This is a genomic window from Streptomyces sp. NBC_00250, from assembly GCF_036192275.1.
GTDB lineage: Bacteria > Actinomycetota > Actinomycetes > Streptomycetales > Streptomycetaceae > Streptomyces.
In genome coordinates this window covers 6,905,293-6,919,313 of record NZ_CP108088.1, presented here as the reverse complement: position 1 = coordinate 6,919,313, position 14,021 = coordinate 6,905,293, and the positions used below count along the sequence as shown (strand labels likewise).

Genomic DNA, 14,021 nt, shown 5'->3' with positions numbered 1-14,021 from the left:
CGGTGCGGGGCGACCGACGTGCGGCGAGCATGGAAGGAGGCGCGGGCGTGGCGGGAGGAGGGCAGTGTGACGGCCGGTTCCTTCCCGGGGACGACGGGGCGGGTCGGTGTGCCCCTCGAAGGCACGGGGTTGCTGGACGTGCTCGGGGTCGCCGCCGTCGTCGTCGACGCCCACGGCCGGATCGTGCTGTGGAGTCCGCAGGCGGCGGACCTCTTCGGGTTCCGCGCCGACGAGGCGCTGGGCCAGTACATGGGCCGGCTGGTCGTCGGCGCGGACCACCGGGAGGAGGCGACGCGCCTCTTCGGCGAGGTGCTGCGCGAGGGCACGACCTGGGCGGGCGTCTTCCCCGTACGGCACAAGGACGGCAGCGTACGGAACGTGGAGTTCCGGAACATGCGGCTCTCCGACGACCTGGGGGGTCTGTACGCGCTCGGGATCGCCGCCGACCGCTCCGCCGTCGAACGGGTCGAGGCCGAGCTCGCCCTCTCCGACCGGCTCGTCTCCCAGTCCCCGATCGGCCTCGCCGTCCTGGACACCGAGCTGCGCTACGTCCTGGTGAACCCGGCCCTGGAACGGATCAACGGGATCCCGGCCGCGCTGCACCTCGGACGGCGGATCGGAGAGATGGTGCCCGAGGTCGACGCCCCGGCCCTGGAGGCCGCGCTGCGCGCCGTCCTGGCGACGGGCACACCGCTGCTCGACCATCCCACCGTCGGACGGACCCCGGCCGACCCGGACCACGACCACGCCTGGTCGGTGTCCTTCTACCGCCTGGAAGGGCCGGAGGACCGGGTCCTGGGGGTCGCCGCCTCGGTTATCGACGTGACCGAACGGATGCGGGCCGACGCGGACGCGGACCGCTCCCGGCGACGGCTCGCCCTCATCGCGGACGCCTCGGCCCGGGTCGGCACCACCCTGGAGGTGGAGAAGACGGCCGACGAGCTGGCCTCGGTGGTCGTGCCGGAGCTCGCCGACATCGCCGCCGTCGACGTCCTCGACTCCGTGCTCGCGCTGCGCAGGCCGGGCGCACCCGAGGAGGGGCCCGAACTGTTCCGGGCGCTCGCGGTGAAGGCCGCGTCCCGGACGGAGGCGCTGCCGGCGGCGGACCCGCCCGGGGCGATCACCATGTACGGGGCGGACCGGCTCGTCACCCGGTGTGTGCACACCGGTCTTCCGGTCCTGGTGGAGCACGTCGGCCCCGGCGACCTGTCCCGGATCGCGCGGAGCCCGGAGGCGGCCGAGCTGCTCGCCCGGGCCGGGGTCCACTCCTACCTGGCGGTGCCGCTGATCGCGCGCGGGGAGGTGCTCGGCGCGCTCGACCTCAAACGGGACCGCAACGCGCTGGCCTTCGACGGGGACGACGTCCTGCTCGCGACGGAGCTCGCGGCCCGCGCGGCGGTGAGCATCGACAACGCGCGCTGGTACCAGAGCGTGCGGAACTCGGCGGTGACGCTCCAGCGCAGTCTGCTGCCGGGCAAGCCCCCGGAACGGGCGGGTCTCGAAGTCGCGACCCGCTACCAGCCGGCGCAGGCGTCGAGCGAGGTAGGGGGCGACTGGTACGACGTGATCCCGTTGCCCGAGGACAAGACGGCGCTGGTCGTGGGCGACGTGATGGGCAGCGGGATCGACGCGGCGGCGACGATGGGACGGCTGCGGACCGCCACCTGCGCGTTCGCGGACCTCGATCTGTCGCCCGCCCAGGTACTGCGTCATCTGGACCGGATCACGGCCGGCCTGGAGCACTACATCGCGACCTGTCTCTTCGCCGTGTACGACCCTGCCCTGGGCCGGTGCCGGATCGCGAACGCGGGGCACCTGCCACCCGTGCGGGTCCCGGTGGACGGCCCGGCCGAGCTGGTGGACGTTCCGCCGGGGGTGCCGCTCGGGGTGGGCGGCGGCACGTTCCGTACGGCTCGTGTCCCGTTCCGGCCCGGGGACCGGCTCGTGCTGTACACGGACGGTCTGATCGAGACCCGCCACGAGGCCATCGACGAACGGCTCGCGCTGCTCGTGGGCCTCATCGACAAGTCACGCGGACCCCTTGAGGAGACCTGTGACGAGCTCCTTCGGGCACTGCGCCGGCCGGGAGCGCCGGACGACGTGGCGCTGCTCATCGCCCGGAGCACGGGATGACGGCGCGGGACGGTCGGGAGCGGGGGAAGGGCCCGGGTGACCACGGGAACGGCCTTCGCAGCGTCGCCGGACAGGTGTTCGCCCTGGAGGCGCTGATCGCGCTCCTGGTGATCGCGGCGGCCGTGTTCGTGACGTTCTACCAGGCGCGCAGCGACACCGAGCGGGACGCCCGGGTCCGCTCGCTGGCGGTCGCGGAGGCCTTCGCCAAGGCGCCCGGCGTCGACGCGGCGCTCGCCTCGCCCGATCCGACGGCCGTGCTCCAGGCCCGGGCGGAGGCGACCCGGCGGGCGACGGGAGTGGACTTCATCGCGGTCCTGAACCCGGAGGGAGTGCGGTACACCGACTCGGAGCCGGAGCTGATCGGCCGCAAGGCGACCGGCGACCTCAACCGCGCCGTGGTGGACGGCGAGTCCTTCACCGAGCTGTTCCGGGGCGCGCCCAACGACGCCGTCCGGGCCGTGGTGCCGGTCGTGAACGACCAGGGAAAGATCGTCGGCCTGGTCACCAGCGGCGTCGAGGTGGAGAACATCTCCCACGCTGTGCAGGGGCGGCTGCCGCTGCTGGTGGGCGCGGCGGGAGGGGCGCTCGTGCTCGCCGTGGGCGGCGCCGCCCTGGTGAGCCGAAGGCTGCGGCGGCAGACGCACGGCCTCGGCCCGGCCGAGATGACCCGGATGAAGGAGCACCACGAGGCGGTGCTGCACGCGGTGCGCGAAGGGGTCCTGATCGTGGGCCCCGACCGCCGGCTGCTGCTCGCCAACGACGAGGCGCGCCGGCTGCTCGGTCTCACCGCGGACGCGGAGCGGCGGCACGTCTCGGAGCTGGGCCTCGATCCCCGTACGGTCGAACTCCTGGAGTCGGGCCGGCCGGCGACGGACGAGGTGCACCGGGCGGGCGACCGGCTGCTCGCCGTGAGCGTACGGCCCACGCTGCCGCACGGGCGGGAGTCCGGCTGCGTGATGACGATGCGGGACACCACCGAGCTGGCCGCCCTGACCGGCCGGGCGGCGGTGGCCCGCGGCCGGCTCCAGCTGTTGTACGAGGCGGGGGTGCGGATCGGGACGACGCTGGAGGTCGTACGGACCGCGGAGGAGCTGGCGGAGGTGGCGGTGCCGCGGTTCGCGGACTTCGCGACGGTGGAGCTGCTCGAACCCGTGCTGCGGGGGGAGGAGCCCGCGGCGTCCGTCCCGGCGACGACGGAGATGCGGCGGACGGCGCTGAGCGGGCTGCGGCCCGACCAGCCGCTCCAGCCGGTCGGGGACACCGTACGGTTCGACGTCACCAGCACCCCCATGGCGAGGGCCCTGAGCGCGGGACACGCCGTGGTGCAGGCGGAGCTGGCCTCGGCGGAGGGCTGGCGGGAGCAGGACCCGGAGGGGGCGGCGCAGGCCCTCGCCTTCGGGATGCACTCGCTGCTCACGGTGCCGTTGCTGGCCCGTGGGGTGGTCCTGGGGATGGCGAACTTCTGGCGTGCGGACACCCCGGAGCCGTTCGGGGACGAGGACCTGTCGTTCGCGGAGGAGCTGGCGGCGCGGGCGGCGGTCGCCATCGACAACGCGCGTCGGTTCACCCGGGAGCACGCGATGGCGGTGACGCTCCAGCGGAGCCTGCTGCCCCGGGTGCTGCCGGACCAGAGCGCGGTGGACGTGGCGTACCGCTATCTCCCGGCGAAGGCCGGGGTGGGCGGCGACTGGTTCGACGTGATCCCGCTGCCGGGGGCGCGGGTGGCGCTCGTCGTCGGTGACGTGGTGGGGCACGGGCTGCACGCGGCGGCCACCATGGGGCGGCTGCGGACGGCGGTGCACAACTTCTCGACGCTCGACGTGCCGCCGGACGAGCTGCTCGGGCACCTGGACGAGCTGACGGGCCGGATCGACGACCGGGAGTCGGAGGGGCCGGACGGCGAGGGGCGGCGGCGGGAGGAGGGCATCACCGGCGCGACCTGTCTGTACGCGATCTACGACCCGGCGTCGGGCCTGTGCACAGTGGCCAGCGCGGGGCATCCCGGGCCCGCGCTCGTGGGCCCCGACGGGCGGGTCGAGTTCCCCGAGCTGTCGCCGGGGCTGCCGCTCGGGCTCGGCCTGGGCGATGTGCCGTTCGAGGCGACGGAGCTGCGGCTGACGGAGGGCACCAAACTGGTGCTGTTCACGGACGGGCTCCTGGAGGACCGGGGCCGGGACCTCGACACGGGCCTCGGCCTGCTGGGGTCCACGCTCGCCCGCCCGGACCGGAGCCCGGAGCAGACCTGCGCGGACGTGCTCGCGACCCTGCTCTCGCCCACACCACGCGACGACATCGCGCTGCTCGTGGCCCGGACCCGGTTGCTCGACCGCGAGCGGATCGCCGAGTGGGAGGTGGCGCGGGACCCGTCGGCGGTCTCTCCGGTGCGGAACGCGGCGGCGGCGAAGCTGTCGGAGTGGGGTCTCGACGGTCTCGCGTTCACGGCGGAGCTGGTCCTCAGCGAGCTGATCACGAACGCGGTGCGGTACGGGGCCGATCCGGTCCGGGTACGGCTGCTCCACGACCGGACGCTGATCTGCGAGGTGTCGGACGGCAGCAGCACCTCGCCGCACCTGCGGCACGCGGCGGCGACGGACGAGGGCGGGCGCGGGCTCTATCTGGTGGCGCAGTACGCGGACCGCTGGGGGACGCGCTACGGCCGGCGCGGCAAGACGATCTGGGCGGAGCTGCGGGTGGGTGCGGACGACGCGGAGCCGGTCGTGACGGCGGTGCCCGATCTGGACGCGCTGGAGGATCTGGCCTGGTGAAGGGCGGGACCGGGCCGCGGCGGGGCCGCGACGAAGGCTCGTGGTATACCAGATCACGGCACTGTTTTCCGTACTGTCGACAGCTCCGAGGAGACTCCCGTGACCCCGCCGCCCCGCACCGCGACCCTGTTCCACGACGTCCGGCCCTTCGGCGGGCCGGCCGGCGACCTGATCGCCGTGGACGGCGTCCTGGTGACGGAGGTCCCGGAGGGCGCCGTGGTCGAGCGGGTCGACGGAGGCGGGCGGCTGGCGCTGCCGACCCTGGTCGACGCGCACATCCACCCCGACAAGACGTCCTGGGGCGAGCCCTGGCACAGCAGGCGCCCGGCGGACGGCATCGCCGAGTACGTCGCCGGGGACGTGGAGCTCGCCCGGGCGCTCCCGACGCCGGTGGGCGAGCGGGCGCTGCGACTGATGTCGCACGCGGCGGCCCAGGGCACCCGCGCGATGCGCGCCCACGCGGACGTGGCGCCCGCGTACGGCCTGTCCGGGATCGAGGGGGTGGCGGAGGCGGCGGCGAAGCTGGCCGGGATCGTGGACGTGGAGCTGGTCGCGTTCCCCCAGCACGGCGTGGTCCGCACGCCGGGGGTGGCCGAGCTGCTCGCGGAGGCCGCGGCGAGCGGTCTGGTCACGCACGTCGGAGGCATCGACCCGGCGGGCTTCGACACGACGGGCGAGGGCACGGGCGACCAGCTGGGCACGGTCTTCGCCCTCGCGGAGAAGCACGGGCTGGGTCTGGACATCCACCTCCACGACCGGGGCGAGCAGGGCCTGGCCCCGCTGCGGGACATCGCGGCCCGTACGCGCGCGCTGGGCCTCCAGGGCCGGGTGAGCGTGGCGCACGCCTTCGCGGTGGCCGGTCTGTCCGGCCGTGAGCTCGACGAGACGGCGGACCTGCTCGCGGAGGCGGACATCGCCCTCACGACGGTCGCCCTGTCGGTGACGACGATCCTGCCGTTCCGTCGGCTCGCCGAGCGCGGGGTACGGGTCGGGCTCGGCTCGGACGGGGTCCGGGACAACTGGAGCCCGTTCGGCAACGCGGACATGCTGCACCGGGCCTGGCTCGCGGCCTGGGCCCTGGACCTGCGACTCGACGAGGAACTGGAGTCCTGCTTCCGCCTGGCCGCCGACGGCGGCGCGGACCTCCTGGGCCTCCCGAAGGCCGACCTCCGCCCGGGCTCCCCCGCCGACTTCATGCTCGTCGACGGCGAATGCCTCGCCCAGGCGCTGGTGGACCTCCCCCGCCGCGACCTGGTGGTCCGCGCCGGCCGGGTGGTGGCGAGGGACGGCCGACTGGCCTGACGGTCGACGGCGGTACGGGGGCGGGGGCCGCATTTCCGGGCCCGCGGGTCTGCGAAGATCGAAGGAGTACGACATCCCCCCGCCTGGAGCCGCCCCGATGACCGTCCCACGCCCCGCCGCCCGCGGCACCGCCGTCGGGGACACCCACCAGTCCCTGCGGGAGCGGGTCTACGTGGAGCTGCGCGAGCGGATCATCGAGGCGGGGTACCCGGCGGGCATGCGGCTGGTGGAGCGGGAGATCGCCGACGAGCTGCGGGTCTCCCGGGTCCCGGTGCGCGAGGCGATGCAGCGCCTGGAGACGGAGGGCTTCCTCTCGGTGCAGCCGCGCCGGGGTTCGGTGGTGGCGGACTTCGGACCGCGGGACGCCGAGTACCTCTTCGACGTACGGGAGAACCTGGAGGGCCTGGCCGCGCGGCTCGCCGCCCGGCACGCGGGTCCCACCCAGCTGCGGGACCTGGAGCGGCTCCTCGCTCGGGCCAGGAAGGCGGCGGAGTCCGGACGCCTCCGCGAGGCCGTCTCCCTCAACGCCGACTTCCACCGGCAGATCGTCGAACTCTCCGGCAATCCACTCCTGGTGGACCTGATGGCCCCGCTCGACTCCCGGCTGCGCCGGCTGTTCCGGCTCACCTCCGCACAGTCGGACGGCGAGCCCATGTGCGGCGCCCACGAGCGGCTCTACGAGGCCGTCCGCGATCACGACGAGGACGGCGCGGAGGCGCTGGCCCGCGCCCATGTCGCGGACACCCGCGCCTCCGCCGCGCGCCTTCTCGCCGCACCCCGGGTGGAGCAGGCGGCGGAGACGGCGCCCTAGGGAATCCCCGGGAGGCCCCCTCAGAGGGATCCGACAGGATCTCCAGCGGAGGGATCCCACAAGGGGGTCTCGGGCAGAGGGGCCACCAGAGCTCTCCCTAGCCGAGCTTGCGCAGGGCCGTCCGGACGGCTGTCAGATCCTCGTCCGAGGCCAACCCGGCGTGGTAGAGCCGCAGTTCTGTCGCGCCCGCGTCCCGCGCCCGCTCGGCGGCGTCGGCGAGCCGGTCGGGCGCGCCGCCCATGCCGGTGACGACGGACAGGTTCGCCGCGAGGACGGTGTCCACGCGCGCGTGGGCAGCGAACTCCGCGACCCGGGGCGGCCGGGCGACCACACCGTCCGCGAGGCCCAGGACGTGCGCCGGGTCGGTGCCCGAGTCGGCGCCGCAGCGGTACGGGTCGGGGTCGGCGTGCAGCAGGACGCGGAAGCCGGGCGGGGCCGCGGCCCGTACGGCGGCCACGGCGGCCTCCTGGAAGCCGCGGGCGGTCCCCGCGCGCCAGGCCAGGGCCGGGGCCTCCAGGGCGCGGAGTCCGCCCGCGGGACCCGATCCCCGCCACACGGGCTCCAGGGCGCCGCGCACGGCGGCGGCCAGCTCGTCCGGGTCGACGCCCGCGTCCCCGTACCCCTCCCGACAGGAAGGGCAGAAGCAGAGCGACATCAGGTACTGCTCCCGGTCCCCCAGGGCGACGCCGCCGGTCTTGTCGTGGGCGTGGAGGTGGGCGAGGCCGTACCAGCCGCAGGACTCCAGCTCGGTGCCGACGGCGCCGGGCCGTACGGCGGCCTCCGCGGCCAGGCCGACGAGCAGGTCGCGGACCTCGGGGCGGGCGATGCAGGGGGCCCACGGGTAGCGGTCGCCGTACGCGTTGACGACGGAGGTCTCCGGATGTTCGGCGCCGAGGCGGGAGTTGTGCGCGAGCACGACCCAGCTGTGCACCTGGAGACCGGTGGGCGCGAGAGCCTCGACGGCCCGCCCGAAGGCGTCGCCGGGGGCCCACTCGCCCGCCGCGTACGGGCGGAGCGGGCGCCCGGCCCAGCGGTCCGGGTCCGGCGGGTAGAGCACGGCGGCGTGCTCGGCGGTGACGATCCGGTGGCCGGGATGGCGGGGGGTGAGTGCCCGGGTGGAGTGGTAGGCGGCGGCGAGCGTGACCTGCGCGAGGCCGAGTTCGGCGAGCAGCGCGGGCGCGGCGGGATCGCCGTCGACGTCCCAGGGATAGACGAAGGCCCCCGCCCTCACGCCCCGGCCTCCCGTGCCCACGCCCACGCCCCGGCCTCCCGTGCCCCCGCTCACGCGCCGAGCTCCTTCAGGAGGGCCCGGCCGCTCTCGACGAGCAGCATGAGGGCGTCGACGTGCTCGGGCGCGGGCTCGCTCAGCGGCGGCCGCACCTCACCGACGTCCAGGCCCCCCCGCCGCACCGCCGCCTTGACGAGCGAGACGGCGTATCCGCGTCCCTGGGAGCGGAGTTCGACGAGCGGCCGGTAGAAGACGTCGACGAGACCGTTGACGGTGGTGTCGTCGCCGGTGGTGAAAGCGCGGTGGAAGGCGAGGGCGATGTCGGGGGCGAAGCAGAAGACGGCGGAGGAGTAGAGGGTGACGCCGATGCCCCGGTAGGCGGGGCCGGTGAGTTCGGCGGTCGGCAGGCCGTTGAAGTAGAGCAGGTCGAGTCCCTCGGCGCGGACGGCACTGACGATCCGCTGCATCAGGTCGAGGTCGCCGAGGCCGTCCTTGAGGCCGATGATCCCGTCCGTACGGGCGAGGGCGACGGCGGTGGCGGGGGTGAGGATCGCGTTGTCGCGCTGGTAGACGATGACGTCGAGCGAGGTGGCGGCGGCGAGTTCGGTGTAGTGGCGCAGCAGCCCGGCCTGGTCGGCGACGACGAGGTACGGCGGCATGGCGAGGAGTCCGTCGGCGCCGGCCTCCTCGGCGAGCCGGGCGTACCGCACGGCGAGGGCGGTGCCGTAGCCGGCGCCCGCGACGACGGGGACGCGGCCGTCGGCCTCCTCGACGGCGGCGGCGACGCAGTCCCTGAACTCCTCGGGGGTGAGGGCGTGGAACTCGCCGGTGCCGCAGCAGGCGAACACGGCGGCGGCACCCGCCTCGATCCCCGCGCGCACGTGGGCGCGGAAGGTGTCGAGGTCGACGGAGCCGTCCGGCGCGAAGGCGGTGACGGGGAAGAACAGCAGGCCGTCGAGCCGGCCGGTGAGCGGGGCAGTGGTCACGGGCGCTCCCAGGGAAGTCCGTCGTACAGGGCCATCGCGTGCACAGTTATGACTGTCATCCATATTCTTGAACAGTGACGCTCCGCACGCTAGAACAGCACGGAAGGGCCGGTCAAGGTGAGAACGCGCCCTGTCGCCCGCTCTTGACGCTCCGTCGGGCCGCTCCCTAGCGTGTCCACGGTTGTGAATTCCACTCAGGTGAATGCCATCGCATGCGGTTGAATGCCCCCGCATGCGAACGACACCGCATGCCGCTCGACGGAGGAGATCCGTTCCATGGCCGTACCCCGCACCGTCCTGCTCACCGGCGCCGCCGGAGGCGTCGGCACGCTGATGCGGGAGCTGCTGCCCCCGTACGGCTACGAGCTGCGCCTCCTGGACGTCGTCCCCGTGCCGGGGGCGCCCGACGCCATCGTCGCCGACCTCGCGGACCGCGCGGCGCTGCGCGAGGCCGTCCGGGGTGTCGACGCCGTCGTGCACCTGGCGGGCATCTCCCTGGAGTCGACCTTCGACAAGATCATGGCGGCCAACATCGCCGGGACGTACAACCTGTACGAGGCCGCCCGCGAGGAGGGCGTCCCGCGCGTGGTCTTCGCCTCCAGCAACCACGCGGTCGGCTTCACCCGTCAGCCGCGCGAGGGCGACCCGCTCGTCCCGGTCGACACCCCGCACCGCCCGGACACCTTCTACGGCCTCTCCAAGTGCTTCGGAGAGGACCTGGCGCAGCTGTACTGGGACCTGCACGGCGTCGAGACGGTCTCGGTCCGCATCGGCTCCTGCTTCCCCGAGCCCACCTCGGTCCGGATGCTGTCGATGTGGCTCAGCCCCGCCGACTGCGCCCGTCTCCTGCACGCGACACTCGCCGCCGAGGACGTGGCCCACACCGTGGTGTACGGCTCCTCCGCCAACACGCGCGCGTGGTGGGACCTGTCCACGGCCCGGGAGCTCGGCTTCGATCCGCAGGACGACTCGGAGGTCTACGCGGAGAAGCTCATCGCCGACAAGGGCTTCCCCCCGGAGGGCAGCGCCGACGACCTCTACCTGGGCGGGCACTTCTGTGTGAACCCGCCCCGGTGGCCGCACTGAACGACAGGAGCAGAGCAATGGACCGTCCCCTGGCGCTCGTGACCGGTGTGGGCCGCACGGTCTGCATCGGCGCGGGCATCGCCCGACGTCTCGCGGAGTCGGGCTGGGACATCGCGTTCACGTACTGGACCCCGTACGACCGGCGCATGGACTGGGGTGAGGAGGACGGCGCGGCCGGGGCGATCGCCGAGCAGCTCGCCGAGCTGGGCGCGGCCTGCACGGCCGTCGAGGCCGACCTCGCCGACCCGGAGGCGCCGGCACGCGTCTTCGACACGGCGGGGGAACGGTTCGGCCGCCCGGTCACGGCCCTGGTCATGTGCCACTGCGAGTCGGTCGACTCCGGTCTGCTCGACACCACCGTCGAGAGCTTCGACCGCCATTTCGCGGTCAACGCGCGCGCGTCCTGGCTGCTGATCCGGGAGTACGGCCGTCGTTTCACCGGCCCTCCGGGCACCGGCCGCGTCGTCGCCCTGACCAGCGACCACACCGTGGGGAACCTGCCGTACGGGGCGAGCAAGGGCGCGCTCGACCGCATCACCCTGGCCGCCGCGCGCGAGCTGGCGCATCTCGGGGTCACCGCCAACGTGGTCAATCCGGGTCCGGTGGACACCGGCTGGATGACCGAGGAACTGCGGCAGGAGATGGTCCGGCAGACCCCGCTCGGCCGCCTCGGGACCCCTCGGGACACCGCGCACCTGGTGGACTTCCTCTGCTCACCCGAAGGGCAGTGGATCAACGGGCAGCTGTTGCTGAGCAACGGCGGGCTGGCCTGAGGCGACGGCCACCCGAGCGGGAGGATACGCAGGACCCGGCCGGACTGATACGGGGGAGCCGGCCGGGGCCCGGGTCACGGTGCGCGCTGGCAGCCGGACCTGCTCACCGTAGGCCCGGACGAAGATCATCGCGAGCCGCGGAACGCGGCACCTGTCCGGAATGCGCGATGGATCGACGCATGGAAGTCTGCCGGTCAGCGAAATGTGCGCCCCTCGCGCGCCCCGGCGTACGCCAGAACCGGGCACGGCCTGCCACGGACCCGCCGCAACGGCTCGCGACGGGCCGGAGCGACCTCGGCGACACCCTCGCGAGATGCCGCCCTCAGCGACACCCGCGCAAGGTCCCCGACGGCGACTCGCCGAACTTCTCCCGGTAGCGCGCCGCGAAACGGCCCTGGTGGGCGAAGCCCCAGCGCCAGGCCACCTCGCTCACGCTCACCTCGTCCGGCGCGGCCGCCCGCAGCTCCTCGCGGACCCGGTCGAGGCGGACCTCCCGTACGTACGCCATCGGCGACATCCCCACGTACTCCCGGAACGACTCCTGGAGGCGGCGCACGCTCACCCGGGCCAGGGCGGCGAGTTCGGTGGTGGTGAACGGGTGCTCGGGGCGCTCCCGTACGGCGTCCATGACCCGCTTGACCGGGGCCGGGCGCCGGGGCTCCCCCGGGTGGGCCAGGTCCTCGCGCCAGGGGTGCTCGGCGGCCAGGAGCAGCCCGTTGAGCAGGGCCTCCTGCAGGGGGCGGGCCACCAGCTCGTGCCGGGCCAGGCCCTCGCCGGCGAGGGCCTCCGCGGCGACCTGGCGGGCGAAGCGCACCCAGCTCAGTCCGGGGCCGCGCGTGATGTCCAGGACGGGCGCGAAGACGAGCGGGCCCCGGGGCGCGCGGCCGATGAGCTGTTCGAGGCGGTCGCGCAGTTCGGCCGCCCCGACCTTCACGGACAGGGTCCGGCAGTCCCCGCTCCAGCGGTCGAGGAAGGTGTCCCCCGCCGGGTCGAGCAGCAGCGCCTCGGTGGCCGTGGCGACGATCGGCGAGCCGGCCTGGCGCATCTCCATCCGCCCGCTGAGCGGCGCGTTCAGGTGGTACGCGCCCAGCTCCCCGAAGCTCATCCGCACATCGGCCCCGCAACTCAGGTCGCCGATGACCAGCGGGCCGAGCGCGACCGTGTCGAAGCGCGCCGCGAAGGGGCGCCGCTCACCGTCGACGACGTCCATCCGGTTCGCGTAGTAGCGGGCGTCGAGTTCCTCGCGCGCCTCGTCCACGTCCTCTGTCCGGAAACAGCTCCCGTCGACCGCGCCCACAGCGCCCCCCGCCCCTGCCGGTACCACCGGCCCCTCCGCCCCCACTGCACCCATGGGTCGAAAGAATATTCATATGACGGATCTGACCGGGAACGGCAGGATGCCCGGCATGCCACGACCCCATGGATTCACCTACGAGCAGCGCCGGGACGGCTCCGTCGTCCTGACGCATCGGGGACGCGCCGCGGGCGTGCTGCGCGGCGCCCGCGCGGAGAAGTTCCTCGCGGAGGTCGAGTCGGGCGACGCCCAGCTCGTCATGGCCCGCTGGACCGGTGCGTACCGCTTCGGCAACGAGCGGCAGGCCAGGAACCACCCGCGTAATCAAGGTGGCCGAACCGGGCGAGGGTAAGGGAACGGCAAAGGGACCCGGTTCGTTAGCTCTGGCATGACCGCTATGACCCCCGGCTCGAACATCCCTCTCACCGCCGCGCGCGTGGCGGTGGACGTCGCCGCCCCGGTGCGGCTCGACGTCTCGGGCCTGCTGCTCGGCGCCAACGGCAAGGTGCGCTCGGACGACGACTTCATCTTCTACAACCAGCCGTCCGGCCCCGGTGTCACCTACCGCTCCGGCGGCGGGACCGCCCCCGACGCGATCCTCGTCGACACCTCGGCCGTCCCGGCCGGCATCGAGAGGATCGTCGTCACCGCGAGCCCGGACGCCGCGGGCCAGACCTTCCAGGGCATCGAGCCCACGGCCACCCTTCGCAACGCGGACGACGGCAGCGTCCTCGCGACCTTCACCCCGCCGCAGCTGGCCAACGAGACCGCGCTGGTGGTCGTCGAGATCTATCTGCGCAACGGCGCGTGGAAGGCCCGCGCCGTCGGGCAGGGCTACGCGAACGGCCTGGCCGGCATCGCGACCGACTTCGGCGTCTCCGTGGACGACGAGCCCGCCGCCGCCCCGGCCGCCGCCGCGCCCCTGGCCCCGCCCGCCCCGGTGGCTCCCCCCGTCGCGCCCCCGGCCCCGCCCGCGCCGCCCGTCGCCCCCGTGGACCCCCGCATCGCGGCCGCCACACCGCCCGCTCCCCCGGCCGCCGCCCCCGTCTCCACCGGCAAGATCAACCTCGACAAGGGCCGGGTCAGCCTCCAGAAGAACCAGACGGTGTCCCTGGTCAAGGGCGGCCGTCCGCTGCTCTCCCAGGTCAAGATGGGCCTCGGCTGGGAGCCCGCGTACCGGGGCAAGGACATCGACCTGGACGCCTCCGTCATCGCGTACGGCCCGCAGCGCAACCACCTGGACAGCTGCTACTTCGGCAAGCTGTCCATCCTCAACGGCTCGGTGAAGCACTCCGGCGACAACCTCACCGGCGAGGGCGCGGGCGACGACGAGGTGATCGTCGTCGACCTCGGCCGGCTCCCGGCCGACGCCACCGGCCTGGTCTTCACGGTCAACTCCTTCTCCGGTCAGAAGTTCACCGAGGTCGCCAAGGCCTACTGCCGGCTGATCGACGCGGAGACGGGCGAGGAGCTGGTCCGCTTCGACCTGACCACCGCCGAGCCGCAGACCGGCGTGATGATGGCCAAGCTGATCAAGCAGTTCACCGGCGAGTGGGAGATGACGGCGATGGGCGAGTTCGTGAAGTCCCGGACCGTCCGGGGCATGGTGAAGCCGGCCGCCCAGGCACTCTGAGCGACCGGCT

11 protein-coding genes are annotated in these 14,021 nt (G+C 74.0%); 8 read left to right on the top strand and 3 right to left on the bottom strand.

Features of this window, described 5'->3' with window-relative positions:
* Positions 1-66 precede the first annotated feature (66 nt).
* The 4 genes from OG259_RS31310 to OG259_RS31295 all read left to right on the top strand — a co-directional run bounded on the left by OG259_RS31310 (position 67) and on the right by OG259_RS31295 (position 7,011).
* Positions 67-2,133: a SpoIIE family protein phosphatase gene (locus tag OG259_RS31310; RefSeq protein WP_328945304.1), complete on the top strand. Its 2,067-nt coding sequence runs from the start codon at positions 67-69 to the stop codon at positions 2,131-2,133.
* Entirely contained in the window at positions 2,130-4,898 is a 2,769-nt protein-coding gene (locus OG259_RS31305; protein WP_328945303.1) for a SpoIIE family protein phosphatase, read from the top strand. Before OG259_RS31310 ends, OG259_RS31305 begins: the two co-directional genes overlap by 4 nt.
* A gap of 99 nt (positions 4,899-4,997) precedes the next feature.
* The gene (locus OG259_RS31300; protein WP_328945302.1) at positions 4,998-6,200 is read left to right on the top strand and encodes an amidohydrolase; all 1,203 of its coding nucleotides are present in this window, start codon (positions 4,998-5,000) and stop codon (positions 6,198-6,200) included.
* 97 nt (positions 6,201-6,297) lie between these two features.
* Positions 6,298-7,011, top strand: coding sequence for a GntR family transcriptional regulator (locus OG259_RS31295; RefSeq protein ID WP_328945301.1), 714 nt, complete (start codon positions 6,298-6,300; stop codon positions 7,009-7,011).
* 97 nt (positions 7,012-7,108) lie between these two features.
* Here the strand turns inward: OG259_RS31295 and OG259_RS31290 are convergent, their stop codons facing one another.
* Both OG259_RS31290 and OG259_RS31285 read right to left on the bottom strand, forming a co-directional pair.
* Entirely contained in the window at positions 7,109-8,242 is a 1,134-nt protein-coding gene (locus tag OG259_RS31290; protein WP_328947231.1) for a hypothetical protein, read from the bottom strand.
* A gap of 50 nt (positions 8,243-8,292) precedes the next feature.
* Complete coding sequence (locus OG259_RS31285) at positions 8,293-9,225, bottom strand: 5-dehydro-4-deoxyglucarate dehydratase (RefSeq protein WP_328945300.1); 933 nt, start codon at positions 9,223-9,225, stop codon at positions 8,293-8,295.
* A 276-nt stretch (positions 9,226-9,501) separates the two neighbouring features.
* On the opposite strand from OG259_RS31285, the gene OG259_RS31280 reads away from it, so the two are divergent.
* On the top strand, positions 9,502-10,311 hold the full coding sequence (locus OG259_RS31280; protein ID WP_328945299.1) for an NAD-dependent epimerase/dehydratase family protein: 810 nt from the start codon (positions 9,502-9,504) through the stop codon (positions 10,309-10,311).
* 17 nt (positions 10,312-10,328) lie between these two features.
* Positions 10,329-11,084 carry an SDR family oxidoreductase gene (locus OG259_RS31275; RefSeq protein ID WP_328945298.1) on the top strand — a complete coding sequence of 252 codons (756 nt, stop codon included), beginning with the start codon at positions 10,329-10,331 and terminating at the stop codon, positions 11,082-11,084.
* A gap of 322 nt (positions 11,085-11,406) precedes the next feature.
* Here OG259_RS31275 and OG259_RS31270 read toward each other — a convergent pair whose 3' ends face one another.
* Positions 11,407-12,342, bottom strand: a complete 936-nt coding sequence (locus OG259_RS31270; RefSeq protein ID WP_328945297.1) for an AraC family transcriptional regulator — start codon at positions 12,340-12,342, stop codon at positions 11,407-11,409.
* 148 nt (positions 12,343-12,490) lie between these two features.
* Here OG259_RS31270 and OG259_RS31265 point away from each other — a divergent pair, with 148 nt between their 5' ends.
* Complete coding sequence (locus tag OG259_RS31265; protein ID WP_328945296.1) at positions 12,491-12,730, top strand: hypothetical protein; 240 nt, start codon at positions 12,491-12,493, stop codon at positions 12,728-12,730.
* Positions 12,731-12,766: 36 nt separating this feature from the next.
* A complete protein-coding gene (locus OG259_RS31260; RefSeq protein WP_328945295.1) occupies positions 12,767-14,011 on the top strand; it encodes a TerD family protein in 1,245 nt (414 codons plus the stop codon).
* The last annotated feature ends 10 nt before the right edge of the window (positions 14,012-14,021 follow it).

Coding starts and splice junctions, on each gene's coding strand:
- OG259_RS31265 (WP_328945296.1), top strand. CDS start 12,491: ATGCCACGACCCCATGGATTCACCTACGAGCAGCGCCGGGACGGCTCC.
- OG259_RS31280 (WP_328945299.1), top strand. CDS start 9,502: ATGGCCGTACCCCGCACCGTCCTGCTCACCGGCGCCGCCGGAGGCGTC.
- OG259_RS31295 (WP_328945301.1), top strand. CDS start 6,298: ATGACCGTCCCACGCCCCGCCGCCCGCGGCACCGCCGTCGGGGACACC.
- OG259_RS31275 (WP_328945298.1), top strand. CDS start 10,329: ATGGACCGTCCCCTGGCGCTCGTGACCGGTGTGGGCCGCACGGTCTGC.
- OG259_RS31260 (WP_328945295.1), top strand. CDS start 12,767: ATGACCGCTATGACCCCCGGCTCGAACATCCCTCTCACCGCCGCGCGC.
- OG259_RS31305 (WP_328945303.1), top strand. CDS start 2,130: ATGACGGCGCGGGACGGTCGGGAGCGGGGGAAGGGCCCGGGTGACCAC.